General features: G+C 67.4%; 24 protein-coding genes. 12 read left to right on the forward strand and 12 right to left on the reverse strand.

Going from position 1 to position 25,781, the window contains the following annotated elements:
- Positions 1-101 precede the first annotated feature (101 nt).
- Positions 102-1,925, reverse strand: coding sequence for a lanthanide-dependent methanol dehydrogenase XoxF5 (gene xoxF5, locus RVU70_RS06570; RefSeq protein WP_363350278.1), 1,824 nt, complete (start codon positions 1,923-1,925; stop codon positions 102-104).
- Positions 1,926-2,193: 268 nt separating this feature from the next.
- On the opposite strand from xoxF5, the gene RVU70_RS06575 reads away from it, so the two are divergent.
- Both RVU70_RS06575 and RVU70_RS06580 read left to right on the forward strand, forming a co-directional pair.
- Positions 2,194-3,141, forward strand: a complete 948-nt coding sequence (locus tag RVU70_RS06575) for a quinoprotein relay system zinc metallohydrolase 2 (RefSeq protein ID WP_405044854.1) — start codon at positions 2,194-2,196, stop codon at positions 3,139-3,141.
- Between the two features lie 59 nt (positions 3,142-3,200).
- A complete protein-coding gene (locus tag RVU70_RS06580; protein ID WP_363350279.1) occupies positions 3,201-3,995 on the forward strand; it encodes a quinoprotein dehydrogenase-associated SoxYZ-like carrier in 795 nt (264 codons plus the stop codon).
- A gap of 33 nt (positions 3,996-4,028) precedes the next feature.
- On the opposite strand, the gene RVU70_RS06585 is transcribed toward RVU70_RS06580, so the two are convergent.
- The 3 genes from RVU70_RS06585 to RVU70_RS06595 all read right to left on the reverse strand — a co-directional run bounded on the left by RVU70_RS06585 (position 4,029) and on the right by RVU70_RS06595 (position 6,835).
- Complete coding sequence (locus RVU70_RS06585) at positions 4,029-4,154, reverse strand: hypothetical protein (protein ID WP_363350280.1); 126 nt, start codon at positions 4,152-4,154, stop codon at positions 4,029-4,031.
- 134 nt (positions 4,155-4,288) lie between these two features.
- Complete coding sequence (cobT, locus tag RVU70_RS06590) at positions 4,289-6,217, reverse strand: cobaltochelatase subunit CobT (RefSeq protein ID WP_363350281.1); 1,929 nt, start codon at positions 6,215-6,217, stop codon at positions 4,289-4,291.
- A gap of 132 nt (positions 6,218-6,349) precedes the next feature.
- Positions 6,350-6,835: a peroxiredoxin gene (locus RVU70_RS06595; protein WP_363350282.1), complete on the reverse strand. Its 486-nt coding sequence runs from the start codon at positions 6,833-6,835 to the stop codon at positions 6,350-6,352.
- Between the two features lie 216 nt (positions 6,836-7,051).
- On the opposite strand from RVU70_RS06595, the gene RVU70_RS06600 reads away from it, so the two are divergent.
- Positions 7,052-7,498 carry a hypothetical protein gene (locus RVU70_RS06600; protein ID WP_363350283.1) on the forward strand — a complete coding sequence of 149 codons (447 nt, stop codon included), beginning with the start codon at positions 7,052-7,054 and terminating at the stop codon, positions 7,496-7,498.
- Positions 7,499-7,598: 100 nt separating this feature from the next.
- Here RVU70_RS06600 and tlpA read toward each other — a convergent pair whose 3' ends face one another.
- Complete coding sequence (tlpA, locus tag RVU70_RS06605; protein WP_363350284.1) at positions 7,599-8,234, reverse strand: thiol:disulfide interchange protein TlpA; 636 nt, start codon at positions 8,232-8,234, stop codon at positions 7,599-7,601.
- 23 nt (positions 8,235-8,257) lie between these two features.
- On the opposite strand from tlpA, the gene argH reads away from it, so the two are divergent.
- From argH to RVU70_RS06625, 4 genes are read left to right on the forward strand one after another with little or no spacing between them, the layout of a single operon-like run.
- The gene (gene argH / locus RVU70_RS06610; RefSeq protein WP_363350285.1) at positions 8,258-9,646 is read left to right on the forward strand and encodes an argininosuccinate lyase; all 1,389 of its coding nucleotides are present in this window, start codon (positions 8,258-8,260) and stop codon (positions 9,644-9,646) included.
- Entirely contained in the window at positions 9,643-10,260 is a 618-nt protein-coding gene (locus tag RVU70_RS06615) for a thiamine phosphate synthase (RefSeq protein WP_363350286.1), read from the forward strand. The genes argH and RVU70_RS06615 overlap by 4 nt, the downstream gene beginning before the upstream one ends.
- Complete coding sequence (locus tag RVU70_RS06620; RefSeq protein WP_363350287.1) at positions 10,257-11,207, forward strand: tetratricopeptide repeat protein; 951 nt, start codon at positions 10,257-10,259, stop codon at positions 11,205-11,207. Before RVU70_RS06615 ends, RVU70_RS06620 begins: the two co-directional genes overlap by 4 nt.
- A gap of 32 nt (positions 11,208-11,239) precedes the next feature.
- The gene (locus RVU70_RS06625; protein WP_363350288.1) at positions 11,240-12,103 is read left to right on the forward strand and encodes an alpha/beta hydrolase; all 864 of its coding nucleotides are present in this window, start codon (positions 11,240-11,242) and stop codon (positions 12,101-12,103) included.
- Positions 12,104-12,164: 61 nt separating this feature from the next.
- Here RVU70_RS06625 and RVU70_RS06630 read toward each other — a convergent pair whose 3' ends face one another.
- Positions 12,165-12,692 carry an SH3 domain-containing protein gene (locus tag RVU70_RS06630; RefSeq protein WP_363350289.1) on the reverse strand — a complete coding sequence of 176 codons (528 nt, stop codon included), beginning with the start codon at positions 12,690-12,692 and terminating at the stop codon, positions 12,165-12,167.
- 211 nt (positions 12,693-12,903) lie between these two features.
- Between RVU70_RS06630 and RVU70_RS06635 the strand changes: the two genes are divergently transcribed.
- On the forward strand, positions 12,904-13,899 hold the full coding sequence (locus RVU70_RS06635; protein WP_363350290.1) for a D-glycerate dehydrogenase: 996 nt from the start codon (positions 12,904-12,906) through the stop codon (positions 13,897-13,899).
- A gap of 135 nt (positions 13,900-14,034) precedes the next feature.
- Positions 14,035-14,529, forward strand: coding sequence for an META domain-containing protein (locus RVU70_RS06640; protein ID WP_363350291.1), 495 nt, complete (start codon positions 14,035-14,037; stop codon positions 14,527-14,529).
- A 94-nt stretch (positions 14,530-14,623) separates the two neighbouring features.
- Here RVU70_RS06640 and RVU70_RS06645 read toward each other — a convergent pair whose 3' ends face one another.
- The 5 genes from RVU70_RS06645 to RVU70_RS06665 all read right to left on the reverse strand — a co-directional run bounded on the left by RVU70_RS06645 (position 14,624) and on the right by RVU70_RS06665 (position 20,343).
- Positions 14,624-15,445: a universal stress protein gene (locus tag RVU70_RS06645; protein ID WP_363350292.1), complete on the reverse strand. Its 822-nt coding sequence runs from the start codon at positions 15,443-15,445 to the stop codon at positions 14,624-14,626.
- Positions 15,446-15,531: 86 nt separating this feature from the next.
- On the reverse strand, positions 15,532-17,034 hold the full coding sequence (gene hisS / locus RVU70_RS06650) for a histidine--tRNA ligase (RefSeq protein ID WP_363350293.1): 1,503 nt from the start codon (positions 17,032-17,034) through the stop codon (positions 15,532-15,534).
- 5 nt (positions 17,035-17,039) lie between these two features.
- Positions 17,040-17,513: a GIY-YIG nuclease family protein gene (locus RVU70_RS06655; protein WP_363350294.1), complete on the reverse strand. Its 474-nt coding sequence runs from the start codon at positions 17,511-17,513 to the stop codon at positions 17,040-17,042.
- Positions 17,514-17,776: 263 nt separating this feature from the next.
- A complete protein-coding gene (gene dxs / locus RVU70_RS06660; RefSeq protein WP_363350295.1) occupies positions 17,777-19,705 on the reverse strand; it encodes a 1-deoxy-D-xylulose-5-phosphate synthase in 1,929 nt (642 codons plus the stop codon).
- 134 nt (positions 19,706-19,839) lie between these two features.
- Complete coding sequence (locus tag RVU70_RS06665) at positions 19,840-20,343, reverse strand: L,D-transpeptidase (RefSeq protein WP_363350296.1); 504 nt, start codon at positions 20,341-20,343, stop codon at positions 19,840-19,842.
- Positions 20,344-20,482: 139 nt separating this feature from the next.
- Here RVU70_RS06665 and RVU70_RS06670 point away from each other — a divergent pair, with 139 nt between their 5' ends.
- The 3 genes from RVU70_RS06670 to lysA all read left to right on the forward strand — a co-directional run bounded on the left by RVU70_RS06670 (position 20,483) and on the right by lysA (position 23,379).
- Positions 20,483-21,760, forward strand: a complete 1,278-nt coding sequence (locus RVU70_RS06670; RefSeq protein WP_363350297.1) for a GNAT family N-acetyltransferase — start codon at positions 20,483-20,485, stop codon at positions 21,758-21,760.
- 74 nt (positions 21,761-21,834) lie between these two features.
- Positions 21,835-22,107 (forward strand): LPS translocon maturation chaperone LptM, encoded by a 273-nt coding sequence (locus tag RVU70_RS06675; RefSeq protein WP_363350298.1) that lies wholly within the window; start codon positions 21,835-21,837, stop codon positions 22,105-22,107.
- Positions 22,108-22,113: 6 nt separating this feature from the next.
- Entirely contained in the window at positions 22,114-23,379 is a 1,266-nt protein-coding gene (lysA, locus tag RVU70_RS06680) for a diaminopimelate decarboxylase (protein WP_363350299.1), read from the forward strand.
- Between the two features lie 39 nt (positions 23,380-23,418).
- Here lysA and RVU70_RS06685 read toward each other — a convergent pair whose 3' ends face one another.
- Positions 23,419-25,695, reverse strand: coding sequence for a SulP family inorganic anion transporter (locus tag RVU70_RS06685; RefSeq protein WP_363350300.1), 2,277 nt, complete (start codon positions 25,693-25,695; stop codon positions 23,419-23,421).
- Positions 25,696-25,781 lie beyond the last annotated feature (86 nt).

Here is a 25,781-nt window from a genome sequence, read left to right on the forward strand (position 1 = left end):
CATTACTCTCTCCCTGTACTTTCTTCAGCTTTGTAAAAGACGGCGCCCGGCGAAAGAAGTTCGCCGAGCGCCAATTTTCTCGAGAGGCTGACCTACTCTGCTCAGTTCGGCAGAGCGAAGACGGTCAGCACGCCGCCGAGCGCGGTGTAATTGGCGAGCGAGGCGTAATTGCCGACCGCGCCGAGGCCCTCGTTGGACTTGGAGAGACCGGCCGCCAGGCCGATGCCCGCCCAGCCGCCGACGCCCGACAGCACCGCCACATACTGCTTGCCGCCCGCCTCATAGGTGATGACGTTGCCGATGATGCCCGACGGCGTCTTATACTTGTAGAGCTCCTTGCCGGTCTTGGTGTCGACCGCCTTCAGATAGCCTTCGAGCGTCCCGTAGAAGGTCACGCCGCCGTCCGTCGACGTCGCCCCGCCCCAAACCGAGAACTGCTCCTTGTTCGACCACACGATCTTGCCGACCTTCGCGTCCCAGGCGATGAAATTGCCGGTGTGGTTCGTCCCGTCGCCGAGAACCCGCCCCGCCGGGAACATCTCCAGCGTCGCGCCGACGTAAGGCTGGCCCGCCGTATAGCTCACGCGGAACGGCTCATAGTCCATGCAGACGTGGTTCGTCGGCACCAGGAACAGACCCGTCGCCGCGTCGTAGGACGCCGGCTGCTGGTCCTTCGACCCCAGCGCCGCCGGGCAGACGTTCTGCGTGTTGGTGTCCTCGCCATTGTGCTGCGTCGAATATTTGTCGACGACCAGCGGACGCCCATAGGTCGGCGACGCCTTGTCCATGTCGACCTTCGTCGCCCAGTTCACCGCCGGATCGTATTTCTCCGCGACCAGCAGATCGCCGTTGGTGCGGTCGAGCGTATAGCCGAAGCCGTTGCGGTCGAAGTGAACCAGCGTCTTGACCGTCTTGCCGCCGATCGGCTGGTCGGCCAGCACCATCTCATTGATGCCGTCATAGTCCCACTCGTCGTGGGGCGTCATCTGGTAGAGCCACTTCACCTTGCCGGTGTCGAGGTCGCGCGCCCAGATCGTCATCGACCAGCGATTGTCGCCGGGGCGCTGCACCGGGTTCCACGTCGAGGGGTTGCCCGAGCCGTAGTAAACGAGGTTCAGCTCAGGGTCGTAGCTATACCAGCCCCAGGTGGTGCCGCCGCCCGTCTGCCACTGGTCGCCCTGCCACGTCGAAATGCCCGAATCCTTGCCCACGACCTTGCCGAGATGGGTGGTCTTGTCGGGGTCGATCAGCGTGTCGGCGTCCGGGCCCATCGAGTAGCCGCGCCACGCCTGCTTGCCGTCCTTCACCGAATAGGCGGTGATATGGCCGCGCACGCCGAACTCGCCGCCGGCGATGCCGACGAAGACCTTGTCCTTGAACACATGCGGAGCGGCGGTCGAGGTCTGGCCCTTGGACGGATCGCCGTTCTTCACCGACCAGACGAGCTTGCCGGTCTTGGCGTCGAGCGCGACGAGCGTCGTGTCGGCCTGGGCGAGGAAGATCTTGCCGTCGCCATAGGCGAGGCCGCGGTTGACCGTGTCGCAGCACATCACCGGCACGACCGACGGATCCTGCTTGGGCTCGTATTTCCAGAGGATCTTGTGGTCGGGATCCTTCAGATCGAGCGCATAAACGATGTTGGGGAACGGCGTATGCAGATACATCACGTCGCCCACGACCAGCGGCGCGCCCTCGTGGCCGCGCAGAACGCCCGTCGAAAACTGCCAGGCGGGAGCCAGCTTGCCGACGTTCTCCGTCGTGATCTGCTTCAGGCCCGAATGGCGGACGTTGGCGTAATCGCCCGTCGGCGTCACCCACTGCTTGGGGTCCTTCTGCAGGGTGAGCAGTTCGTCGTCGGCGTTCGCGGCGCCGGCTGCGAACAGCGCGAGAATACCCACAGAAGTCGACAACAACAGCTTATGCATGAGCATTTCCTCCTGATGACGCCGCGGGGCGCCTTATTGTTGCGCCGCCTCCGACGTCACGCCTCTCAAGGGCGCCTCGACATTGGGAAGGCGTTTTCCGTTCTTGTCCCGCGCCGCTCGTGCAATATCACCCGCAGCGCGCCGCTCCCGGTTCCCGTCCGGAAGACATCTTTAACTCGGAAACGGCGGGATAATATGTCTTGACCGGAGGAATCGCAATCCAAAAAACGAAGGCGTCGGCGTAGAGCCGGCCGAACCAGAAGCAGCCATGTGGAACAATAACTTGCGTCTTTTTTTAGCGACGTTCGCCGTGGTCGCGGGCGCCCTTTCGGCCGCGTCTTCGGCGGCGCCCGCAACGACGTTCCAACTCGTCGAGATCGCCCCCGGCGTATACGCGCATCAGGGGGAAACGGCGCTCATGACGCGCGCCAATCTCGGCGCCATCGCCAATCTCGGCGCCATCGTGGGAGGCGAGGCCGTCGCCGTCATCGACACCGGCGGCAGCCTGCTCGAGGCGAAGGCGTTCCTCGCGGCGCTGCGCGAGAAGACGCAAAAGCCCATCCGCTACGTCGTCAATACGCACGCGCACCCCGATCACGTCTTCGGCAACGCCGCCTTTGCGGGCCCCGGCGTGACCTTCGTCGGCCACAAGAATCTGCCGCGCGCCCTCGCCGCGCGCGGCGCGCATTACCTCTCCTCGTTCCGCCAGACCATGGGCGACGCGCTCGACGGCGTGTCCATCATCGGACCGTCGCTCACCGTGGCGGAGACGGCGACGCTCGATCTCGGCGATCGCACGATCGACTTGCAGGCGTGGCGGACCTCGCACAGCGAGGCCGATCTCACGGTCCTCGACAAGAACACAGGCACGCTCTTTTCCGGCGACCTGCTCTTTCTCCAGCATGTGCCGGTCGTCGATGGGAGCCTACTCGGCTTTCTCGAAGTCGCCGACAGGCTCGCGGCGGTGAAGGCCGAGCGCGTCGTGGCGGGTCACGGCCCGATGGTCGCGCCCTGGCCCAAGGCGCTCGAGGATGAAAAGGCCTATCTGACCCGCCTCACCGCCGATCTGCGGGCAGCGATCAAGAAAGGCGAGGGCGTCGCAGCCGCGTCCGCCGACGCCGCCGCCAGCGAGCGCGCAAAATGGCGGCTCTTCGACGACTACAACCCGCGCAATGCGACCGCGGGCTTCGCCGAGCTCGAATGGGAGGAGCCGTGACTTTGTCGCAGGGCCGGGCGGCAGGCTAGGCTAATATCGGCAAAAAGCCGGGAGGAACCATGACCCGAACAGCCCGCGCGACGCTCGCCGCCGCCTTCTTCGCCGTCTCGCTCGCCATCGGCGCGCGCGCTCAGACAAACGCCCCAGACCCCTGGCCGGGCCTGGTGACCGACCTCTTCAAGGGCCGCGACATCCGCAAAGCGGACGGAACCATCGCGCTCGAGGCGCCGACGCGCGCCGAGGACGCCGCGATCGTGCCCATGACCATGCGCTTCGCCGACCCGGCGAACGTAAGGGTCGCGACGCTCGTCATCGACCAGAACCCCATGCCCATGGCCGCGACCTTCACGCTCGGCGACAAGGCGGCGGTCGACTTCATCGAGACGCGGGTCAGGGTAAATTCCTACACCAATGTCCACGCCGTCGCCGAGACGCGTGACGGGGCGCTCCATTCCGAAATGAAATTCGTAAAAGCCTCGGGCGGCTGCTCCGCCCCCGCCGGCAAGGATCCGGACGAAGCGCGCGCCAATATGGGCAAGATGAAATATCGCGAATTCAAGAGCGCCGTCGCCGGCAAGCGCGAGGCGCAGATCATGATCCGCCACCCCAATAATTCCGGTCTTCAAATGGATCAGATCACCCGCGCCTACACGCCGGCGCATTATGTCGATGCGGTCGAGGTCTGGCAGGGGGACGAACTGATCTTCAAAATGGAGGGGGGAATCTCGCTCTCCGAGGACCCGAACTTCCGTTTCACCTATGCGCCCAATGGCGCGAAGACGCTCCGCGTCGTCGCCCACGACAACCAGGGCGGCGCGTTCAAGGCCGAGTGGCCGATCGCCGAGGCGTCGTGAGTCGATAAAAAAGGGAGCCGCAGCTCCCCTCTCTCAGCCCAAAATCGTGACGGCCGCGCACACGGCGAGCGGCAGCCCCGCCAATGCGCAGATCGCGGTCACGCAGGCGACTCTTTCATACGCAGGCGCCTCGTCGCGCAATTTCCTGATCAACGCCATCTCGCATACTCCCAAGCAACGCTTCCCGGCCGGCGCGCTCGTTCACGATGGCGCGCATCTGTTAACGCGCGGAATGGAATTTGGTTGCATTGCGCGCAAGCGGCCTGCCGCTCGCCGTTGTCGTTAAGCGACGCCTAAGCGCGGGCCAGGATGCGCGTCGGTTGGCGGCTAACGGAAGGGGAGACCGGCGCCGGCCGGCTGGTCTCGCTGAAGAGTTCGGCGAGCTTCTCGGTCATGGCGCCGCCAAGCTCCTCGGCGTCGACAATCGTCACCGCGCGGCGATAGTAGCGCGTCACGTCGTGGCCGATGCCAATGGCGATGAGCTCGACCGGCGACTTGGTCTCGATGTCGTGGATCACCTGACGCAGGTGCCGCTCGAGGTAATTGCCCGGATTGACGGAGAGGGTCGAATCGTCGACGGGCGCGCCGTCTGAGATCATCATCAGGATCCGCCGCTGTTCGCCGCGCGCGAGCAGGCGGCGATGCGCCCAGTCGAGCGCCTCGCCGTCGATGTTTTCCTTCAGGAGCCCCTCGCGCATCATCAGCCCGAGATTGCGGCGGGCGCGCCGCCAGGGGGCGTCGGCCGCCTTGTAGATGATGTGGCGAATGTCGTTGAGGCGGCCCGGATTGGGTTTCTTGCCCTCGTTGATCCAGAGCTCGCGCGATTGGCCGCCCTTCCAGGCGCGGGTGGTGAAGCCCAAGATCTCGACCTTCACGCCGCAGCGCTCCAGCGTGCGGGCGAGAATGTCGGCGCAGGTCGCGGCGACGGTGATCGGGCGGCCGCGCATGGAGCCGGAATTGTCGAGCAGCAGGGTCACCACCGTGTCGCGGAAGTCCATGTCCTTCTCGCGCTTGAAGGACAGCGGCTGTTGCGGGTCGATGATGACGCGCGGCAGGCGCGCCGGGTCGAGCATGCCTTCTTCGAGGTCGAACTCCCAGGAGCGGCTCTGCTGCGCCATCAGGCGGCGCTGCAGGCGGTTGGCGAGACGGCCGACGACAGAGGACAGATGCAAGAGCTGCTTGTCGAGATAGGCGCGCAGCCGGTCGAGCTCTTCGGCGTCGCACAGCTCTTCCGCGCGCACGGTCTCGTCGAAGCGGGTGGTGTAGGCGTGATAGTCGGCGCCCGAGCGGTCGGCGGCGGTCGTCGACGGGCGGCGCGCGTCGGCCGCCTCTTCGAGATCGCCCGAATCCGACTCATCCGCCGCTTCGCCATAAGGGGCTTCCGCCGATTCGCTTTCGCCTTCCTGCTCCGAATCCTCGGCGGCGAGCGAGGTCTCCATCTCGGCCTTTGATTTCGCCTGGTCCTCTTCCTGCTGCTGCTCTTCGCTCTCGTCCGGGTTTTGCGGCGCCTCTTGCGGGTTGTCCTCCGCCTCGCTCTCCTCTGGGGCCTCGGCCCCGGCCATGTCGAGATGAGACAGAAGTTCGCGCACGATCTGGGCGAAATGCTTCTGGTTCTCGACGGCGCCGGCGAGCCGGTCGAGATCGGCGCCGGCGCGGTCTTCGATCATCTCCCGCCAGAACTCGACGATCTTCGCGCCATGGGGCGGCGGTTCGAGGCCGGTCAGGCGCTCGCGCGCCATCAGCGCCAGCGCGTCTTCGAGCGGCGCGTCGGCGCGGCTCGCGATTTTTTCCGAATGGCTGCGCGTATAGCGGTCTTCGAGCATGGCGCCGATATTGGCGGCGACGCCCGCCATGCGCCGCGCGCCGATCGATTCGACGCGCGCCTGCTCCAGGGCGTCGAAGGCGGCGCGCGCCTCCATCGTTTCGGGCGCGAAACGGCGGTGAAGGGCGTCGTCGTGGCAGGCCAGACGCAGCGCGAGGGAGTCGGCCTGGCCGCGAACGACCGCCGCCTCCTTGGCCGTGAGCTTGCGCGGCGGCTCGGTGAGCCGCGCCTTGGCGCCCTCCTCGCCGGCGATGAGCGACGGGCGCTCGGGCGCATAAATCACGTCGAGCTTGGGCGTTCTCGCCATGGCGCGCATGGCGCCGGCGACGGCCCGTTTGAAGGGCTCCTGCGGGGCTTCCTTGGGAGAGGCGGGGCGGCGGTTCGTCGGGGCGGGAGGCATTCGGCACTATATGCGCATGCGCGCAAAAAGGAGCAAGTCGGCGCCGCTCGGGCGGGCCCTCGTCTGATAGACCAGGCCGCGCCCACGGCGTTGCCCGCGATGAGGCGGCCCGTCCTGCTCCGGCGCAGTGGGTCAGAGCTTCTCCAGCGTCGATTCGGCGCTCGAGACGGTGGCGAGGCTCGAATTTTCCTCGACGTTGATCCACAGCACCACGCCGTCGTTCACAACGGCCGAAAAACGCTTGCCGCGCACGCCGAGGCCGAATTCCCTGAGGTCCAGTTCGAGGCCGAGCGCATGGGCGAAGACGGCCGAGCCGTCGGCGAGCCCGTCGATCTTGCCGGCGGCCCCGCGATCCTTGAGCCAGGCGTCGAGGGTGAAGACGTCGTTGACCGCCGTCACGGCCACGGCGTCGACGCCTTTTGCTTTGAGCTCGTCGTATCGTTGGACGAAGCCCGGGAGGTGCTTGGCGTGGCAGGTGGGGGTGAAGGCGCCCGGCACCGAGAACAGCGCGATCTTGCGGCCCTTGAAATAGTCGCCGGTCTTGATGGGCTCGGGCCCGTTCTTCCCCATGACGGTAAGCGTGACGTCGGGAATTCTGTCGCCGGATTGGATGGTCATGCCACTCTCGCTTTTTGGGTGAGGCGAAAAAAAATCGTTTCTTAACTTAGCGCGTTTCCAGCCGCTGTCCTCCTGCAAAGTCGCCGGCTCGCAACTCGGACTTCGCAGAAGGGCGTTTACCGCAGCGATTCATGCTGCTTGTGACGCGCCCCGATGCGATGCAACATGGGCGCTGGCGGCTCGAATTACGAGCCCGCGCGCTTGGAGTGTTCTGATATGGCCAACACGGAAGGACACGGAGGGCAGCCGCCCGCCGCCTGGGTCTGGAGTCAGTATCGCGGCGTTCTGCCGGCGGAGACCGAGGCGCCGGCCGCGGACTCGGCCGTCCCCACGCCGGACGAGGCCAGCCCCGCCGGCGGCGGTCAAAAACACGGCCTGATCGGATTGGGCCTCGCGGCGGCCGTGATCGTCATCGCCGGCCTGACCTGGCTCTTCACCACGCGGTCCGCCTACGGCCCCGCCCCTGAAGCGACGCCGCCGGCCGCGACGGGAAGCGAGACGCCGCAAAAGAGCGAGGCGGCGCCGCCGCCGCCCGCAGCTGCGCCGGCTCCCGCCGCTACTGAAACGCCCGCGCCCGCGGCGGAGGCGCCAAAGGCGGCCCCGCCCGCGACCCCGCGCCATGACGGCGACCACGGGAAGAAGAAGAAAAAACACCAGGGCTAGGGTCGTTCGCCGTCCCGCCGGGCAGGGCCGCCCTTTCCCCCATTCTCGGCGAGAGAGAGCGGCGCGTCGTCGTCAGAGAGGCGCGAGATCGTCGGCGCAGTTACCGACCGGCCGCCTCGACGGCTTTCGTCACCAGCGCCCTGGCGTCCGCCGAATGCCAGGCGGCCGGGCCGTTCATCAGCCCGATCTGGCAGCCTTCCGGGTCGACGAGCATGGTGACCGGCAGGCCGAGCGCTTTGCCGGACTGCTTGAGCTCGAAGAAAATATTGGCCTTCGGGTCGGCGTAGAGCGAAAGCGACTTTACGCCGGTCTCTTCGAAAAACTTCTTCGGCCGGTCGAGGCGCGACGTGTCGATATTGACCGTCACGACCTGAAACTTGTCAGACCCCTGCTCCGCCTGCAGCTTGTCGAGCTCGGGCATTTCGGCGCGGCAGGGCACGCACCACGTCGCCCAGACGTTGAAAAGGATCGTCTTGCCCCTGAACGCGGCGAGCGTCGCGGGCTTGCCGTCGGGATCGGTGAAGGCGTAATCGGGAAGCCTCTCGGGCGTCTTGGCGATGGTCATGGCGGCGACCTCGCCCTTGGCGAGATCCTTCACCGCTTCGGCGACCTTCGCCGCCCCGGCGCACTCCGCCGCGCGCGCTTCCTTGCCGCTCGGCCCGCCCGCGTATAGAAACCCGGCGCCGGCCGCGGCAATCAACAAAGTCGCAAGGCGATAGGCGGCGGGCTTTTTCATCAGGCGCAGGCTCCGGGGTGGAAATGACGAGCAAGATATGGGGCGGGCGCTTCCAGAGCGCAACCGACGCGGTTCTGGAGGCCATTAACGTCTCCATCGATTTTGACAAGCGTCTCGGCCCCCAGGACGTCAAGGGCTCGCTCGCCCATGTCGCCATGCTCGCCGAGCAGGGGATCGTCTCGAAGGACGACGCGGCGAAGATCGCCGAAGGCCTCACCCAGATCGGGGGCGAAATCGAACGCGGCGAATTTACTTTCTCTCGCGCGCTCGAAGACATTCACATGAACGCCGAGTCGCGCCTCGCCGAACTCATCGGCCCGGCGGCGGGCCGCCTGCACACGGCGCGCTCACGCAACGATCAGGTTGCGACCGACTTCAGGCTCTACGTCCGCGACGAGATCGACGCGCTCGACGCCCAGCTCGCCGATCTGCAGCGCGCCCTCGCCGAGCGCGCGCTGACCGAAGCGGCGAGCGTCATGCCGGGCTTCACCCATCTGCAAAGCGCGCAGCCGGTCACCTTTGGCCACCATCTCCTGGCCTATGTCGAGATGATCGGCCGCGATCGCGGGCGCTTCCGCGACGCGCGCGCGCGATTGAACGAATGTCCGCTCGGCGCCGCGGCGCTGGCCGGGACCTCTTTTCCGATCGACCGCCACATGACGGCGAAGGCGCTCGAATTCGACCGCCCGACGGCCAATTCGCTCGATAGCGTCTCGGATCGCGATTTCGTGCTGGAGACGCTCTCGGCGGCGGCGATTTGCGCGACGCATCTGTCGCGTTTCGCCGAGGAGATCGTGCTGTGGACGACGCCGCAATTCGCTTTCATTTCGCTTTCCGACAAATTCACCACCGGCTCCTCGATCATGCCGCAGAAGCGCAATCCGGACGCAGCGGAGCTGGTGCGCGGCAAGTCGGGCCGCATCATCGGGGCGCTGCAGGCGCTGCTCATCGTGATGAAGGGCCTGCCGCTCGCCTATTCCAAGGACATGCAGGAAGATAAGGAAGGCGCCTTCGATTCGCTCGACTCTCTGTCGCTCTGCATCGCCGCCATGGCCGGCATGGCGCGCGACATGAAGGTCGACCGCGCCCGCATGAAGGCGGCGGCGGGCGCCGGCTTCGCCACGGCGACCGATCTCGCCGACTGGCTCGTGCGCCGTTTGAACCTGCCCTTCCGCGAGGCGCATCATGTGACGGGCCGCGTCGTCGCGCTCGCCGAAGGACGCGGCGTCGGCCTCGAAGAGTTGACGCTCGCCGACCTGCGGAGCGTCGAGCCGCGCATGACGCAGGAGGTCTTCGACGTGCTCGGCGTCGAGAAATCGGTTGCAAGCCGCGTGAGCTACGGGGGCACGGCGCCGGACAATGTCCGCCGCGCCGCGCAGGGCTGGCTCGACCGCCTCGAGGGCGCGGCATGAGCGAGGACGGACCGCGCCTCGCTCTGGCGACCCCGCCGCTCGCCGAGGCGCGCGACTTTCTGCCGGCGCTCGACAGCGCGCTGTCGGCCGGCGACGTCGCCTCTCTGCTCATCCGCTTCGCGGCCGACGATCCGCGCCGCAATGAGGAGATCGCGCGCGCTCTTGCCCCGCCGGCGCAGGAAAAGGGCGTCGCCGTTCTGGTCGAGGGATCGGCGACCGTGGCGCTGCGCGCCAAGGCGGACGGCGCGCAGATTGCGGGCGGCGGCGACGCGCTCGCGGACGCGGTCAAGAAGCTCTCGCCCAAATATATCGTCGGCGCCGCCGAACTGGCGCTGCGCGACGACGCGATGCGCGCCGGCGAACTCGGCGTCGATTACGTGCTTTTCGAGGAGGACGACCTCGCGGCGCTCATCGAGCGCGTCGCCTGGTGGGCCGAGCTTTTCAACACGCCCTGCGTCGCCCGCGCCGCCACGCTCGACGCGGTCGCGCCGCTCGTCGAGGCAGGCGCCGATTTCGTGCTGCTGGACGACGCCGTCTGGACCGACAGCCGCGGCCCGGCCGCCGCCGTCGCGCAGGCGCTGGCCGCAATCCAACAGGCGGAGGCGAAGCGATGACGGAGAGCGTGAAGACGAGCGGCGCGGCGCTGGCGCTGATCGCCGCCCTTCTGCTTACCCCCGCGGCCGCGAAGGAAGGCGAACCCCAGCCGCCCGCGCCAGCCAGTCCGGCGCGCGATCTCGCTTTCGGCGCCTATCAGCGCGGCGACTACAAGGCCGCGATGACCGAGGCGAAGAAGCGCGTCGACGCCAATCCGAAGGACGCCGCGGCGCTGACCCTGATCGGCCGGCTCTATCTCGAGGGCTCGGGCGTCAAGCGCGACATGAAACAGGCAATGGACTGGTTCCGGCGCGGCGCCGACGCGGGCGACGCCGAGGCCGCCTATCTCTATGGCGTCGCCACGCTCGAGGGCATCGACGTTCCAAAGGACCGCGCCCGCGCCCACCTCTATCTCGAAAAGGCCGGCGTCCACGACCATGCGGCGGCGCTGCATCTCCTGGGCGAGATGGCGCTCGAAAACGACGGCAAGGACCCCGACTTCGCGCAGGCGACGAACTTCTTCAAGAGGGCCTCCGCCGCCGGCAGCGCCGACGCCGATTATGCCCTGGGCGTGCTCTACAAGACCGGCAAGGGCGTCGAAAAGAACGACCAGGAGGCGGCGGCCTGGTTCAAGCGCGCCGCCGACGTCGGCCTCTCCCCGGCGATGGTCGAATACGCCATCCTGCAGTTCAACGGGACGGGCGTGACGCGCGACAAGGTCGCCGCGGTCGATCTGTTGCGCAAGGCGGCGCTGAAGGGCAACGCCGTGGCGCAGAACCGGCTGGCGCATCTTTACGCCGAGGGAATCGGCGTCGACGTCGACCTCGCGCAGGGGAAGGAGTGGCGCGACCGGGCGAAAGCGTCGGGCCTGAACGACCCCTCGCTCGATTTCCTCTCCAACGCCCCCGCTCCCCAAACGCCGGCGGCCCCCAAGGCTCCGCCCGCGGCGCCCGCCGCGACGAAATGACGGCGGCTCGAGGGAGCGGCGCGGCCCGGCGCATGGCGGCCTTTCTGCGCCGTTTCGTCAAGCCGCGCCTGGAGCTTCTCATCCGCCGCGCTCAGGTCGCGGAGCGCTTCGCCGCGCAGTTTTTTGCGCAGCAATCGGCGCCCTTCGCTCCAGAAATTCCGGGCGAGTGGATCGAAGCCGGCAGGAGCGCCGCCGCGACGCTCGTCTATCTTCACGGCGGCGGCTTTCTCCTCGGCTCGCCGCGCGCCTTCCATTATGTGTCCAAGGGCTTCGCGCGGGCGGGCTTCGACGTTTTCGCGCCGGCCTACCGGCTGGCCCCCGACCATGTCTTCCCGGCGGCGCTCGACGACGTTTTCCGCGCCTATCAGGCGCTTCTCGCCGCACGGCCGGGCCCGCTCGTTCTGGTCGGCGATTCAGCCGGCGGCGGCCTCGCGCTCTCGCTGATGCTGAAGGCGCGCGACGCGGGATTGCCGTTGCCAAAAGCCGCGGCGCTGTTCTCGCCCTGGACCGACCTTGCCGCGACCGGCGCCTCGACCCGGGAGAACGAGGACAAGGACGCCCTTTTCACGCGGCGCCTGATCCAGCTCGGCGCGCGCGCGGCGCTGGGGCGCACGAGCGCCAGAAATCCGCTGGCCTCTCCGCTCTACGCCGATCTTTCTGGCCTGCCGCCCCTGCTCGTCCATGCGGGGGCCGACGAGGCGCTGCGCGACGATTCCACGCGGCTCGTCGCCCGCGCCCGCGCCGCGGGGGTCGAGGCGGCGCTCGAGCTGTGGCCCGACGTGCCGCATGGCTGGCAGCTCATGGGCGTCATCCCGGAGGGGAAAGAATCGCGCGACAAGGCGATCGCCTTCTTGAAGGCGCGGCTCGCCTCCGATCAGACCGCGATGGCCGACTGAACGCCCTGGCGGCCGAAACGGGCCGCTGCGACGCTTGCGCCAGGCGGGGCGGGATGAGGCCCTACTCCACCTTCTCGCCGGGATACACCCCCCAGAGATTTTCCTGCTGCATGTAGCCGTCGAAGTCCTTGCCGGCCAGACGGCACCATGCGCCGTCGCAGCCGCGCAAGGAGCCGATCACGTTGGGGGCGAGCTTGGCGACCGGCGTCGTATGGTTGGTGGCGAAAAGCGTCTGCGGCTCTTTCTTCCAGGGCGCGACCAGAGCGGTTCGGCGGCCCGAAAGCAGCGAGTGCAGCACCCAGCCCTCGGAGCCTTCCGAGTCCCGAATCTTGCGCCAGGTCTCGAATTCGGCGGTGATCTCAACGGGCAGGCCGGCGCGCTGATAGATCCAGACCGTGGGGTGCTCCTTGCTCGGTCCCTCGCGCACGTTGACGCGGTCGGATTTGAGGCTGACGTAACGCGGGATGGGCAGATTGCTCACGGGCCCCTTTTGCGGCTCCTGCGCCCGCGCCGAAGCCGCAAATATGAGCAAAATGAGCCCGAACGCCGCGCAGGGGCCAGTCAATGTTATGCTGTCGAGATGCCGCATGGGGGAAGTGCCGCTCGTCTTGTCTTTGGCCCGCCATCTGCTAGGAAACGAAAAACGCAGCGTCGGGCGGCGTATTGGTTTTGTCGCCCATCGTCGTTAAGACCGGGTTGAGACGTAAACCGACTCAAACGCCGGCCCAGGCGATGAGAGCTTGTAGCGAAGTTTATGGATTTTCGCCAAGAAAGTGCGAGCCGAAGGGACGAAGCGCAACATGCCTAAGAAAAAGCCGCTCGTTGTGGTGACGCGCCGACTGCCCGAGGTGATCGAGACCCGCATGTGCGAGCTGTTCGACACGCGGCTCAACGAGAGCGACAAGCCCCTCACCCATGACGAACTCGCCGAGGCGATGCGCACCGCCGAAGTGCTGGTGCCGACGATCACCGACCGGATCGATTCGAGCCTGATCGCCCAGGCCGGCGAGCAGATGAAGCTCATCGCCAATTTCGGCAATGGCGTCGACAATATCGACGTCGCTTCGGCTCTCGGCCGCTCCATCACCGTGACCAATACGCCGGGCGTCCTGACCGAGGACACGGCCGACATGACCATGGCGCTGATTCTCTCGGTCGCCCGTCGCCTGGTCGAGGGCGCGCGCGCCATTCCGGAGGGCTCGTGGTCCGGCTGGTCGCCGACCTGGATGCTCGGCCATCGGATCACGGGCAAGCGGCTGGGCATCGTCGGCATGGGCCGGATCGGCCAGGCGCTGGCGCGCCGCGCCAAGGCTTTCGGCCTGTCGATCCACTACCACAACCGCCGCCGCGCCGCAGCCGAGATCGAGGAGCAGCTCGAGGCGACCTATTGGGAGTCGCTCGACCAGATGCTGGCGCGCGTCGACATCGTTTCGATCCATTGCCCGCACACCCCCGCCACCTATCACCTGCTGTCGGCGCGTCGCCTGAAGCATCTGCGGCCGCATGCAATTCTCGTGAACACGGCGCGCGGCGAGATCGTCGACGAAAACGCGCTGGTGCGTATGCTCGAGGCCAATGAAATGGCCGGCGCGGGGCTCGACGTCTTCGAACATGAGCCGGCCGTCTCGCCCAAGCTCCTCAAGCTCGCCCAGGCCGGCAAGGTCACGCTGCTGCCGCACATGGGCTCGGCGACCATCGAAGGCCGCGTCGACATGGGCGAGAAGGTCATCATCAACATCAAGACCTTCATGGACGGGCATCGTCCGCCCGACCGCGTGCTACCCAGCATGTTGTGATAAAGCGCGGAAGGCTTTAGCGTCTCGACCGCCCGCGCGGACCCCCGCGCCGGAGCCCGGGAGAAATCAGTCAAAAATCAGCGCGCCCGCCGCTTTCGTCACGCGGCAAGACGGCGCGCGAGGGAGACCCAAGAAATGAACAAGCCTTTCTCGATCCTCGCTCTCGCCCTCGGCGTCGCGATGGTCGCCGCGCCGGCCCACGCCAAGAAGAAAGCCCAGCCCGCGGAAGAAAGCCAGGGACAGGAACAGCAGCAGCAGGACGAGGGCAACAAGGAGACGGGGGGCATTCCCCGCTATGTGCCTTTCCCACACAACCGCAACTTCGTCCTGAAGGAAATCAACGGCAAGGCGCCGCCGGTCGAGATCTGGATCAACATCGACTCGACGGGCCGGGCCAACGGTTTCTCAGGCTGCAAGAACTGGTCGGGCGTCTTCGTGATCGGCCCCGACCGCCTGGGCCCGAGGGCCATGCCGGCTGTCAACGAACGCCAATGCGACGGCGCCCTCGCCGGGATCGAGCGCGACCTCTGGGGCGTGCTGCTCTCCGGCCCCTATTGGGACGTCAAGGGCGACGACCTGACTCTCAGGGGCTACAAGGGCGGCGTGCTGAAGTTCCAGCGCTCGCTGTAGAGCGCCGGTCCTCCGTTTCGCCTTGCGCGCGCCCCCCTTCTCCCTTCACGGGGAGAAGGGGGATGCGCAAAGCGGGCGGATGAAGGTTCGACCCTTACTTCGCGGGGACCGCATAAACCGGGCAGGGCGCGTCATGCAGCGCGCGCTCGGTCGTCGATCCGCGCAGCGCGTCGAGCAGGCCGCGGCGCCCCTGCGTCGGCATGGCGATGAGATCGGCGCCGATCTCTCCGGCGTAAGACAGGATCGTGTCGATCACCCCGCCCTGCCGCAACTCGATATGCGGCAGCAGGCCGTCGAAGATCGGCAGGTCCTCGCCCACATGCAGCAGCATGACGTCGGCGGCCGGGTTCAGCGCATGGGCGAAATCGGCGATATGGCGGAAGGCGTCGAGCGGCGGCACGCTCGCCTCGACCGGCATCAGCACCGTATTGAGCGAGATCGCCCCCGTCTCGCGATCGACGAACCCTTTATGGTCCTCGCGCAGGAACAGGGCCGGCATGCGCGTCTCGCGCACGGCCTCCTCGGCGATCGACTCCTCGAGCCAGCGTTCGAGCCCGGTGCGGTTATGCGTCATCAGCACCATGAGGTCGCACAGGTGGCGTTCGACATAGGCTGCGACGCCGTGCACAGGGGATTCCGATTCGATCGACGCCTTCACGAAGTTGACGCCGAGCTTTTCCGCCGCTTCCTGACGCGAGGCGCCGGGCTCGATCATGCCCCAGCGCGCCAGCATTTCCCGCACATGGGGGAAGCGGTTCCAATTGTCGGGATCGTCTTCCTCGGCGTCCGCGATATGCAGCAGATGCAGCACCCCTTTCGTCGCGACGGCGATGCGCAGCGCGTGGGCGAAGGCGTCCTGGCTCGCAAAGGAGAGGTCGGTCGGGTGGACAATGGATTTGGGCGGCTCGCCGATCATGTCGCGCTTCCTTTTCGAGGCGTTTCCCTAAACCTATCGCGCCAGGCGGGCCGCGCCTAGCTTGCAGCGCCCGCGGACGGGCGCCTTTATCCCGGCTCTTTTTGTCCGGCGAGCGCTTTGGCCACCTCCTCGACCAGCGCGCTCTCTGCGACGGAAATCTGCGCCGGCCGCGCCGCCTTCCATTCCTCGTTGGTGGCGATGGCGGCGGCGGCCTTGGCGCCGGCGACGAGATCCTTGATCTGCACTTCGCCCTTCGCCTTCTCGTCCGAACCCTGGATGATCACGAGCGGCGAATTGCGCCGGTCGGCGTATTTCATCTGCGCCTTCATGCCGGCCGCGCCGAGGTAGAGCTCGGCGGCGACGCCGGCGCCGCGCAATTGCGCGACCATGCGCTGGTAATCGGCGAGACGGTCGCGGTCGAGCACGAGCACCACGACGGGCCCGACATGCGGCCGCGCCGCCACGATCGGGCTTCCGACGAGCTTTAGCGCCGCGAACAGGCGCGAGACGCCGATGGAGAAGCCGGTCGCCGGCGTATTATCGGGTCGGAAGCGCCCGACGAGACCGTCGTAGCGCCCGCCGCCGCCGACGGAGCCGAAGCGCACCGGATGGCCTTTCTCGTCGCGGGTTTCGAAGGTCAGGTCCGCCTCGAAGACCGGGCCGGTGTAATATTCGAGGCCGCGCACCACGGAGGGGTCGATGCGGATGCGGTCCGGCCCGAAGCCGGCGTCGCGCGCGAGATCCTCGATCTCCAGAAGCTCCTCCGCCCCCTGCGCGCCGATCTCGCTCTTGCCGAGCAGGCCGAAGAGGTCGAAGGCCGGCGCGCCGTCCCGATACTGGCCGCCGAGGCTGAAGGACATGATCGTGTCGATCGCCTGAAGCGACAGGCCGGCGCCCTTGGTGAAGTCGCCGCTTTCGTCCTTGCGGCCCTCGCCCAAAAGCTGGCGCACTCCGTCGGGGCCGAGGCGGTCGAGCTTGTCGATGGCGCGCAGCACGACGAGCCGGCGCCCCGCGTTTTCGTCGCCCGCGAGACCGATCGCCTGCATCACGCCGTCGAGCACCTTGCGGCTGTTGATCTTGATCACATAGTCGCCCCGCGCGATCCCGAGCCGCTCCAGCGCGTCGGCGGCCATCATGCAGATTTCGGCGTCGGCGGCGGGCGAGGCGGAGCCGACGGTGTCGGCGTCGAACTGCATGAACTGGCGGAAGCGTCCCGGCCCCGGCTTTTCGTTGCGATAGACATGGCCGCAGCGGTAGGAGCGATAGGGCTTGGGCAGGCGGTCGTAATTCTGCGCGACGAAACGCGCGAGCGGCGCGGTCAAGTCGTAGCGCAGCGACAGCCACTGCTCATCGTCGTCCTGGAAGGAAAAGACGCCCTCGTTCGGGCGGTCCTGATCCGGCAAGAATTTACCGAGCGCGTCCGTATATTCGATCGCAGGGGTCTCCAGCGCTTCGAAGCCGTAAAGCTCATAGACCGCGCGGATGACGTCGAGCATGCGCCCGGTGGCGGCGAGTTCCGCCGCCTCGCGATCGGCGAGCCCGCGCGGCGCCCGCGCTTCAACCTTGGATTTCTTTTCGTCTTTGGACATTGAACTCATTCCGCTGCGCCTCCTGCGCGAAGGAGGCGGGATTCGGCCGTCTTCCTAGCATTTTCCCATGCCGAAGGAAGCGCCGCAGAGACTGGAAAAGCGCGCAGATGCGCGGCGCAGCGCGGGCAGCCCGAACTGCCGAAGCCGGGCGCCGGCGCAGGCAGCGCTTCAAGCGCGGCGTTGAGGGCGCATTCGCTTCCCCCCTCGAGAATGAAGGCGCCGAGCACGCGCCCGGCCGCGGTGAGCTGATCGACGTGCCAATGGGCGCGCTTCTCCCGTCGCATGTGGCGGGCGAGCCGCGCGCGCAGCCCGCCGGGCCCCTTGGCGGAGCCGCAATAGAGGTAATCGCCGGCCGCAAGCCGGGTGGCGCTCTTTCCCGCGCGGACTTCCCGCGCCGCGTCGAGCCGCAGCCACAGCACATAAGCGCCCGCGGTGGCAGGGGCGTCGGAGGCGCGCAGGATGAAGCCGATCTTGCCCATGCGCCGATCATGGCGCCTTTCAAGACGAGGGGGGACGTTAACTCTGGCCTGGCTGGCGTCTCGACGGCGGCGTCTCGAACAGTCATGCTCAAGTCACGCCGCGCGTCGCCTCGTCCGTCTCCCGTCGAAATGTGCTGCGCCTATAGCGCCGTGCGCAGCGGTCATCGCCTCGGCGGGCACGACCTTCTTTCCCGAAGACCTCACGCGGCCGGGGGCGAAAAACTATCGCGACGCTCCGGGACAATCAGGCGGGCTGATCGCTCTCAGGCGATCATCACCCGCGCCGCGGCCTTCTCGTCGCCGAGCAGCTCGAGCGCCTTGGCGACCATGGCCTTGCTGTCCAGCATCGCTCTGGCGATCATGATCTCGTGCTTGTCGTGGTCGATATAGGCGTCGGGCAGCGTCAAGCTGCGAAACTTGAACGCGCCGCGCGTTCCGTCGAGCAGGCCGTCGTCCGAGAGCGCCTGGAAGACTTGGGCCCCGAAGCCGCCGATCGACCCTTCTTCGATCGTGATCACCACCTCGTGATTGGCGGCGAGGCGGCGAATGAGGTCGCGGTCGACGGGCTTCGCGAAACGGGCGTCGGCGACGGTCGTCGAGATCCCGTAATCCTCCAGCTCGTCGGCGGCCTTGAGCGCCTCGGCGAGACGCGTGCCGAGCGACAGCAGCGCCACTCTCGACCCCTCGCGCAGGATGCGGCCCTTGCCGATCTCGAGAACGTCGCCCCGCTCGGGCAGCTCCACGCCCACGCCCTCGCCGCGCGGATAGCGGAAGGCGATGGGGCCCTGGTCATAGGCCACCGCCGTCGCGACCATATGCATCAGCTCCGCCTCGTCGGCGCAGGCCATCACCACCATGCCCGGCAGGCAGCCGAGATAGGCGATGTCGAAGGCGCCGGCGTGGGTCGGGCCGTCGGCGCCGACGAGCCCGGCGCGGTCGATGGCGAAGCGCACCGGCAGATGCTGGATCGCCACGTCGTGCACGACCTGATCGTAGCCGCGCTGCAGGAAGGTGGAGTAAAGCGCGCAGAAGGGCTTGTAACCCTCGCAGGCGAGGCCCGCCGCGAAAGTCACCGCATGCTGCTCGGCGATGGCGACGTCGAAGGTGCGCTCGGGGAAATGCTTGCCGAAAGTGTCGAGGCCCGTGCCCGACGGCATGGCGGCGGTGATGGCGACGATTTTGTCGTCATGCTCGGCCTCCGCCACCAGCGCCTTGGCGAAGACGCCCGTATAGGACGGGGCGTTGGCCTTGGGCTTGAACTGCTTGCCGGTCTCGACGTCGAACTTCACGACCCCGTGATATTTGTCGTCCGCCGCTTCGGCCGGGGCGTAGCCCTTGCCCTTCTGGGTCACGACATGGACCAGCACCGGGCCGTCGTCCTTGTCGCGCACATTCATCAGCACGGGCAGCAGATGGTCGAGATTGTGCCCGTCGATCGGCCCGACGTAATAGAAGCCGAGCTCCTCGAACATCGTGCCGCCGGTGATGAAGCTGCGCGAAAACTCCTCGGCCTTGCGCGCCTTGTCGTAGATGAAGCGCGGCAGATGCGAGGCGAGCTGCTTCGCCGCGTCGCGGATCGAGCGATAGGCGCCGCCGGAGACGAGGCGGGCGAGATAGGCCGACATGGCGCCGGTCGGCGGCGCGATGGACATGTCATTGTCGTTGAGAATGACGATGAGGCGGGAATCCAGCGCGCCGGCGTTGTTGAGCGCCTCATAGGCCATGCCGGCGGACATGGAGCTGTCGCCAATGACGGCGACGACGTGATTATTGCCCTGCGCGAGATCGCGCGCCACCGCCATGCCGAGCCCCGCCGAAATGGAGGTCGAGGAATGGCCGGCGCCGAAAGCGTCATATTCGCTCTCCGCGCGCTTGGTGAAGCCCGAGAGGCCGCCGCCCATGCGCAGCGTGCGGATGCGGTCGCGCCGCCCGGTCAGGATCTTGTGCGGATAGGTCTGGTGCCCGACGTCCCAGATGATGCGGTCGCGCGGCGTGTCGAAGACATAATGCAGCGCCACCGTCAGCTCGACCACGCCGAGCCCCGCGCCCAGATGCCCGCCCGTCACCGAGACGGCGTCGATCGTCTCGCGGCGCAATTCATCCGCGACCTGCTTGAGCTGGCCGGGCGGAAGCTTGCGCAGCTCCTCGGGCGTCGGGATCTGATCGAGAAGGGGGGTCTTCGATGTCGTCAAAGGCTTACTCTCGTCTGTCCGCAATTTACATAAATTCTAGGCATATCCGCTCGGCCTCCGCGCGGCAAACGCTTAGCCCGGGCGGCGGGCGGATTCCCGCGCCACTGTTGCTTGTGCGCAACGCTGCGCCCCGGTCAATAGCGATAGATTTGAACAGGCTGGATTTCCGGCTCGACCTCGGGCATGCGCCGCCTGGCGCGATTCGGGCGTCGGCTCTCAGCGGGCGTCTCGCCCACGATCTCGATGGTCGCGCCGCCTTGCGCCTCCACCCACGTGAAAAGCTTCTGGGCGTTGTTGACGGCAAGGCGAACGCAGCCATGGGAGCGCGGACTCCCGAGCCCGCGCTCGAAGGTGCCATGAATGGCGAGGCCCCGCGGCGAAAAGAAGATGGCGTAGGGCATGGGCGCCTGCTCATATTCGTCCGAATAGTGCTCGGCCTCCATCCGCATGACCGAATAGCGCCCGGTCGGCGTCTCATAGCCCGGCCGGCCGCTCGAGATTTTCCACACGACCGTCTCGCCGCCGTCGCGCGCCGCCGTCAGCCGCTGCTTGGAGAGATCGATGGAAATGCGCATCGCCGCCTGGCACGGCGCCCCGGCCAGCAGGCAAGAGATGAGAACAAGCGAGAATTTTTTCATGTGAGCGACCTAAACATGCAGGCGGCTGGCGGTAAAGCCGCGCTGGGCATTAGGGTTGATGGCGCGCGTCTTGAATTCCTTGCGAGAACGGGGCGCGAAGTTCGGACGTCGTCCCGTTTTCGTCTCCTTGGGGGTCAAGATGGGACAAAGCGCGGGATTTGCGAAGGCCGCCGCGCCGTTTCTGCGGGGAAGCCGCCTGGCCGGCGTCTTCGTCGGATGGAGCCGCGGCTTCGGCCGTGCGGCGCAGAGCGCGCCGCACGTCGCGACTGGAGCATGGTTCTTGCCGAAGCCAGTAGCCTTTCAGGCGGTTGAGCTTTCGCCGCAGGCGATCGAAGACGCCCGGGCGGACTGGAGCGCCCTCGCCCAGGGGGCGCTCGAGCCCAGCCCCTTTTTCGAGCATGGCTTCGCTCTCGCCGCGGCGCGGCACCTTCCGCCCGACGACCGGCCGCGCTTCATTGCGCTTCGCAACATGCACGGCGACCTCGCAGCAATCTTTCCGCTCGCGCCGACGGGCCTTTCCGGCGCCGATGGGCTCGTTCGCGTCTGGCGCGGCGACTTGACGGCGCTGGCGACGCCGCTCGTGCTCCGCGATCAGGCGCCGGAGACGCTCGTCGCTTTTCTGGACTGGGCCGCAGCGGCGAGCCCCGCCGCGGGCGCCCTGTTTCCCCGCGTGCCCCTCGGCGGCGCGTTCCACACCGCGCTCGTCGACGCGGCGACGCGGCGGGGGCGGCGCATCGAAATACTGGAAAGCTTCGCCCGCGCGGCGCTCACGCCGGGAGGATCCGCCGACGAAAAATGCAGGCAGGCGGGCGGACTCAAGAAGGTGAACGACATCCGCCGCACCCAACGCCGCCTCGCCGAGCGCGGCGCCGTCGAGTTTGGGATCGTCGCCGATGCGGGCGCGGCGCGGGCGGCGGTCGAGGAGTTTCTGGCGCTCGAAGCCTCGGGATGGAAGGCCGGGCGCGGCGCCTTTCTCTCCGAACCCGCGCGAGCGACGTTCTTGCGCAGCGCCACGCGCCTTCTCGCCGTCGACGGACTCTGCAAAATCGCCGCGCTGCGCCTCGACGGGCGGGCGATCGCCATGGCGATCCTGCTCCAGAGCCAGAACCGCAGCTACTGTTGGAAAATGGCCATCGACGACGGCCTGCGCGCCCTGGCGCCAGGCGTTCAGCTCGCTCATGCGCTCGCCGCGCTTCAGCTCGCGCGGCCGGAGATCGAGCTGACCGATTCCTGCGCCATCGCCAGACATCCGATGATCGGCCGGCTGTGGCCGGATCGCGTCGCGCTCTGCGACATTGCGGTCTCGCTGCGCGACGAGGGTTTCGAGGCGGCTCTGCGCCGCGAGCAGAGGCGGCGGCGGGTGCGGGAGTTCGCCAAGCGCGCCGCGAACAGGCTCTTGAAACGTAAAGTGAGTTGAGGCGGCGCTCTCGCCTTTTCGGGCGGGATCGGTATAGTGCCGCCGTTTCGTAAAAAACGCCGGACGGACAGCCCGTGACGCCTCGCCCTCTTCGCCTCATTCTCCTGCTCGCCGCCGCTGTGGTCGGCCTGTCCGCCTGTGGCCGTCGCGGGCCGCTGGAGCTGCCGCCCGACGTGCAGGCGCGCGGCGCGGCGCTCAGGGCGCAACAGGAGGCGGCGCTGGCCAAGACCGGTCCGAAGCCCGCGCCCGGGCAGGCCGTTCCTGCGCCGCCGCCCCCGCCCATTCCCGGAACCATCGGGAACCGCCCGCCGGAGGACTATCCCTTCCCGCTCGATCCGCTGCTCTAAAAGCCCATGCGCCATTTCGATTATCGCGGCGGCGCGCTCTACGCCGAGGACGTCGCCGTGTCCGACATCGCCGCGGCGGCGGGCACGCCCTTCTACGTCTATTCCGCGGCGACGATCCGCCGGCATTTCCGCGTCTTCGCCGAAGCCTTCCAGGGGCTCGACGCGCTCGTTTGCTATGCGATGAAGGCCAATTCGAACCAGGCTGTGCTGCGTCTTCTCGCCAAGGAAGGCGCCGGCATGGACGTCGTCTCGGGCGGCGAACTCGCCCGCGCGCTGGCGGCGGGCGTCCCCGGATCGAAGATTACGTTCTCGGGCGTCGGCAAGACGGACGAGGAGATCGCCGCCGCGCTCGACGCCGGCATCTTCTGCTTCAACATCGAATCCGAGCCCGAGCTCGAAGCGATCTCGCGCATCGCCGCGGCGCGGGGCGGCGTCGCGCCCGTGTCTCTTCGCGTCAATCCGGACGTGGACGCGCGGACGCATAAGAAGATTTCGACCGGAAAGGCCGAGAACAAATTCGGCGTCCCGCTCTCGCGCGCCCGCGAGGTTTACGCCCGGGCTGCAAAACTTCCGGGGATCAGGGTTTGCGGCGCGGACATGCATATCGGCTCGCAGCTCACCGACCTCGCGCCCTTCGACGAGGCCTTTTCGCTGCTGGCGGAACTCGTCAGGGACCTGCGCGCCGACGGCCATGACATTAGCCATGTCGACCTCGGCGGCGGACTCGGCATCCCCTATCACGAGGGCGACGATCCGCAGTCCTATCACCCCGAGCGCTACGCCGAGATCGTGCGGCGCCATTTCGGCGGGCTCGGCTGCAAGCTCGTCTTCGAACCCGGGCGCCTCATCGTCGGCAACGCCGGCGTGCTGGTCACGCGCGTGATTTACGTCAAGCGGGGCGAGGCCAAGACTTTCCTCATCGTCGATACGGGGATGAACGACCTCGTCCGCCCGACGCTCTATGACGCCTGGCACGACATCATCCCCGTTCGCGAGCCGGTGGACCGCCGGGAGATCATTGTGGACGTCGTCGGGCCGGTCTGCGAGACGGGAGACTATGTCGCGCTCGACCGGAAGCTGCCGGAGGCGCTCCCCGGCGAGCTGCTGGCCGTCCTCACCTCCGGCGCCTATGGCGCGGTGCAGGCGGGAACCTACAACACCCGCCCGCTGATCCCCGAGGTTCTGGTCGACGGCGACCGTTTCGCGATCATCCGCCCGCGTCCGAGCGTCGAGGAGCTCATCGCGCTGGATCGCGCGCCCGACTGGATTTGACTGGGCCGGGCGCAGCGCAACCCGAGGGTCCGCGCAGCTTTACAGCGCCCTGCGTCTCATGCTCCGCATGAGCCCCGCGATCAGGTGATCCTTGTCATGGATGCGCAGGCAGAGACGGCGCGCAATCAGGCTGTGAAACGCCAAGGCCAGATGCGGATGCGTCTCCTCCAGGCGCCGAACGTCGGCTGGCGCGACACGAATAATCCGGCAATCCGTCTCGGCGCGGACCGTCGCGGTGCGGGGTCCGCCGGTGTAGAAGCCCAGCTCCCCGACCATCGTCCCCGCCACCAGCGTGCGGACCCGCATCGGCGCCCTGCCCTCATAAGAGACCAGGACGCTCGCCCTCCCGCTCTCGATGAAGGCGAGGTCGTCCGTGACCGCGCCTTGCGTCATCAGCTCCGCCCCCGCCGGGATGTCGCCCATTGTGAAATGGTCCAGGAAGACGCGGGCCGTCTCGGGCCCGAATTGGGCCGCGAGCGTCGCTGAAAGGGTTTCCGGCTCGCATCGTTCGCCGCCGGCCGCTGCAAGGGCGCGCTCCTCGCACCATTCCAGCGCCTCGTCGAGCGACGGCGCGAAGACCGGCGTTGCGCCATCGGGGCGATGCGCCTTGCGCAGCCGCGCGGCGATCTCGTCGGGCATGGCCGCGAACAGGACCCCTATGTTTCTTTCAGCGGCGACTTCGCAGATTCGCTCAAAGGAAGAGACCGCCGAACTGTCGACGCCGTCGACCCCGCCGAGATCGAGAATGAGCCAGCGCAGGTCCTTCGTCCGGTCGATTTCGGCGCGGACGGCCTTCAACAGGCGATTGGCGACTCCGAAAAACAGAAACCCCTGCAGATAGAGAACGAGCCGCTCCTGCGCCGTACGCCACAAAAGCTCCCGGTCGCCGTGCGCGCGCCAAACATTGCTGACGGCGACGTCGCCGAAATAGCGCGCCCGCACCGGCGCGCCGAGGCCGTAGGTGACGGTGAAATGCACGCATCCGATCACGACCCCCGCAAATATGCCGACGATCACGTCGTAATGCACGGAAAGCGCGACGACGATCGGGATGGCGGCCCATTCGCCCAGGGGCATTTTCGCTTTTGTCTGGTAGACCCATTTGTAGAGCAGGCTCAAGCCCAGAAAGAACAGCAGGCCGCCGAGCGCCGTCACCGGGATGACGCCGAGAACGGACGGAAAAACAAATGGCAGAACGCCAGTGAGCAGCGTGGCGAGCAGGGGGGCGAGCCGGCTCTGCGCGCCCGCCTCCTGCAACGTCATGCTGCGGGCGAAGGTGACGAAGCCGATCGTGCCGCCGGCGAGCCCGCTCGCCAAGGACGAGAGCCCCCCGGCGACGAGCTCGCGATCGATGCGCGCTTCCCGCCGCGTCGCGGTCTCCAGGCCGGTCGCCGTGAGCAGGAGGCTGATCGGGCAAACGAGGGCGAGAACGACGAGCGCAAGAGCCTGATGCGAAAGGGCCGTCCAGTCGACATGCGCCAGCGTGTCCCAACGCCAGGGAATGGATGGCTCCAGATTTGACGGAAAGGCGATGAGCCACCCCCCCGCGCGCTGCGCCGCGAGGCCGACGCCGAGGAAGCCGAAGACCGCGTGGTGGGCGAAGATGCAAAGGGCGATGAGGGTGGGGAGAACGAAGGGCGACCGCGCGCGCGGGGCGACATAGCCGAACGCGCCCGCCATCGCGGCCATGGCGGCGAGACGGAGATTGGCGGCCGGGTCCGAAAACATGTCGAGGCCCGGCGGCCGCCCGAGCGCGACCCGCAGCCCGCCCGCTGCAAGGATCCATCCCGTCGTCCCGACGAAGCCGGCCATGACCTGCAGCGGCATGAGACGAACGATCGCGCCCGCGCGTCCCAGCCCGAGGCAAAGAAGGGATGCGCCCGCAACGACGCCGGCGATCGCCATGCCGACAATCACGGTGGCGAGAAGCGACCGCGGCTCGGCCTCCCGTCCCATTTCGCCCGCGATCGCCGCCGCAACCATCGCCATGATGGCGGTGGCGTTGTTGTCGAGCGTGCCGCAGGCGAAACGAAACGAGCTCGCCAGGCCGGTCACGAGACCTGCGACAAGGCTGGTGACGAGCATCGCCGCGAGCCCGGCCGGCCGGCCAAACGCCAGCGGCCCGGAATAGACCAGCGCCGTATAGGAGAGCAGATAGGTCGCCGAAACAGGGAAGAGGACGAGCGCCGAAAGCGTGTCCCCGACCAGAGCTTTCAGCCTGCCCGAAATGGCTCGGACCCCGTCCAGCCGGGAACGCCCGACGTTGTCGTCCGCGGTCCGATGGTCGCCCGGCGGCGCGCTGTGTTCATTCAGCATTAATCACATTTGACCGCGTTGAAGCCGGACGGCGCGCGGGTTTCCCAGTGTAGACACCCGCGCGATTTTCCAGACATGAGAACCGG

The organism is Methylocystis echinoides, assembly GCF_040687965.1.
GTDB lineage: Bacteria > Pseudomonadota > Alphaproteobacteria > Rhizobiales > Beijerinckiaceae > Methylocystis > Methylocystis echinoides_A.

Bases quoted from the DNA above. Each gene is read 5' to 3' on its own strand.
- xoxF5 (WP_363350278.1), bottom strand. From the start codon at position 1,925: ATGCATAAGCTGTTGTTGTCGACTTCTGTGGGTATTCTCGCGCTGTTC.
- RVU70_RS06575 (WP_405044854.1), top strand. From the start codon at position 2,194: ATGTGGAACAATAACTTGCGTCTTTTTTTAGCGACGTTCGCCGTGGTC.
- RVU70_RS06580 (WP_363350279.1), top strand. From the start codon at position 3,201: ATGACCCGAACAGCCCGCGCGACGCTCGCCGCCGCCTTCTTCGCCGTC.
- RVU70_RS06585 (WP_363350280.1), bottom strand. From the start codon at position 4,154: ATGGCGTTGATCAGGAAATTGCGCGACGAGGCGCCTGCGTATGAAAGA.
- cobT (WP_363350281.1), bottom strand. From the start codon at position 6,217: ATGCCTCCCGCCCCGACGAACCGCCGCCCCGCCTCTCCCAAGGAAGCC.
- RVU70_RS06595 (WP_363350282.1), bottom strand. From the start codon at position 6,835: ATGACCATCCAATCCGGCGACAGAATTCCCGACGTCACGCTTACCGTC.
- RVU70_RS06600 (WP_363350283.1), top strand. From the start codon at position 7,052: ATGGCCAACACGGAAGGACACGGAGGGCAGCCGCCCGCCGCCTGGGTC.
- tlpA (WP_363350284.1), bottom strand. From the start codon at position 8,234: ATGAAAAAGCCCGCCGCCTATCGCCTTGCGACTTTGTTGATTGCCGCG.
- argH (WP_363350285.1), top strand. From the start codon at position 8,258: ATGACGAGCAAGATATGGGGCGGGCGCTTCCAGAGCGCAACCGACGCG.
- RVU70_RS06615 (WP_363350286.1), top strand. From the start codon at position 9,643: ATGAGCGAGGACGGACCGCGCCTCGCTCTGGCGACCCCGCCGCTCGCC.
- RVU70_RS06620 (WP_363350287.1), top strand. From the start codon at position 10,257: ATGACGGAGAGCGTGAAGACGAGCGGCGCGGCGCTGGCGCTGATCGCC.
- RVU70_RS06625 (WP_363350288.1), top strand. From the start codon at position 11,240: ATGGCGGCCTTTCTGCGCCGTTTCGTCAAGCCGCGCCTGGAGCTTCTC.
- RVU70_RS06630 (WP_363350289.1), bottom strand. From the start codon at position 12,692: ATGCGGCATCTCGACAGCATAACATTGACTGGCCCCTGCGCGGCGTTC.
- RVU70_RS06635 (WP_363350290.1), top strand. From the start codon at position 12,904: ATGCCTAAGAAAAAGCCGCTCGTTGTGGTGACGCGCCGACTGCCCGAG.
- RVU70_RS06640 (WP_363350291.1), top strand. From the start codon at position 14,035: ATGAACAAGCCTTTCTCGATCCTCGCTCTCGCCCTCGGCGTCGCGATG.
- RVU70_RS06645 (WP_363350292.1), bottom strand. From the start codon at position 15,445: ATGATCGGCGAGCCGCCCAAATCCATTGTCCACCCGACCGACCTCTCC.
- hisS (WP_363350293.1), bottom strand. From the start codon at position 17,034: ATGTCCAAAGACGAAAAGAAATCCAAGGTTGAAGCGCGGGCGCCGCGC.
- RVU70_RS06655 (WP_363350294.1), bottom strand. From the start codon at position 17,513: ATGGGCAAGATCGGCTTCATCCTGCGCGCCTCCGACGCCCCTGCCACC.
- RVU70_RS06665 (WP_363350296.1), bottom strand. From the start codon at position 20,343: ATGAAAAAATTCTCGCTTGTTCTCATCTCTTGCCTGCTGGCCGGGGCG.
- RVU70_RS06670 (WP_363350297.1), top strand. From the start codon at position 20,483: ATGGGACAAAGCGCGGGATTTGCGAAGGCCGCCGCGCCGTTTCTGCGG.
- lysA (WP_363350299.1), top strand. From the start codon at position 22,114: ATGCGCCATTTCGATTATCGCGGCGGCGCGCTCTACGCCGAGGACGTC.
- RVU70_RS06685 (WP_363350300.1), bottom strand. From the start codon at position 25,695: ATGCTGAATGAACACAGCGCGCCGCCGGGCGACCATCGGACCGCGGAC.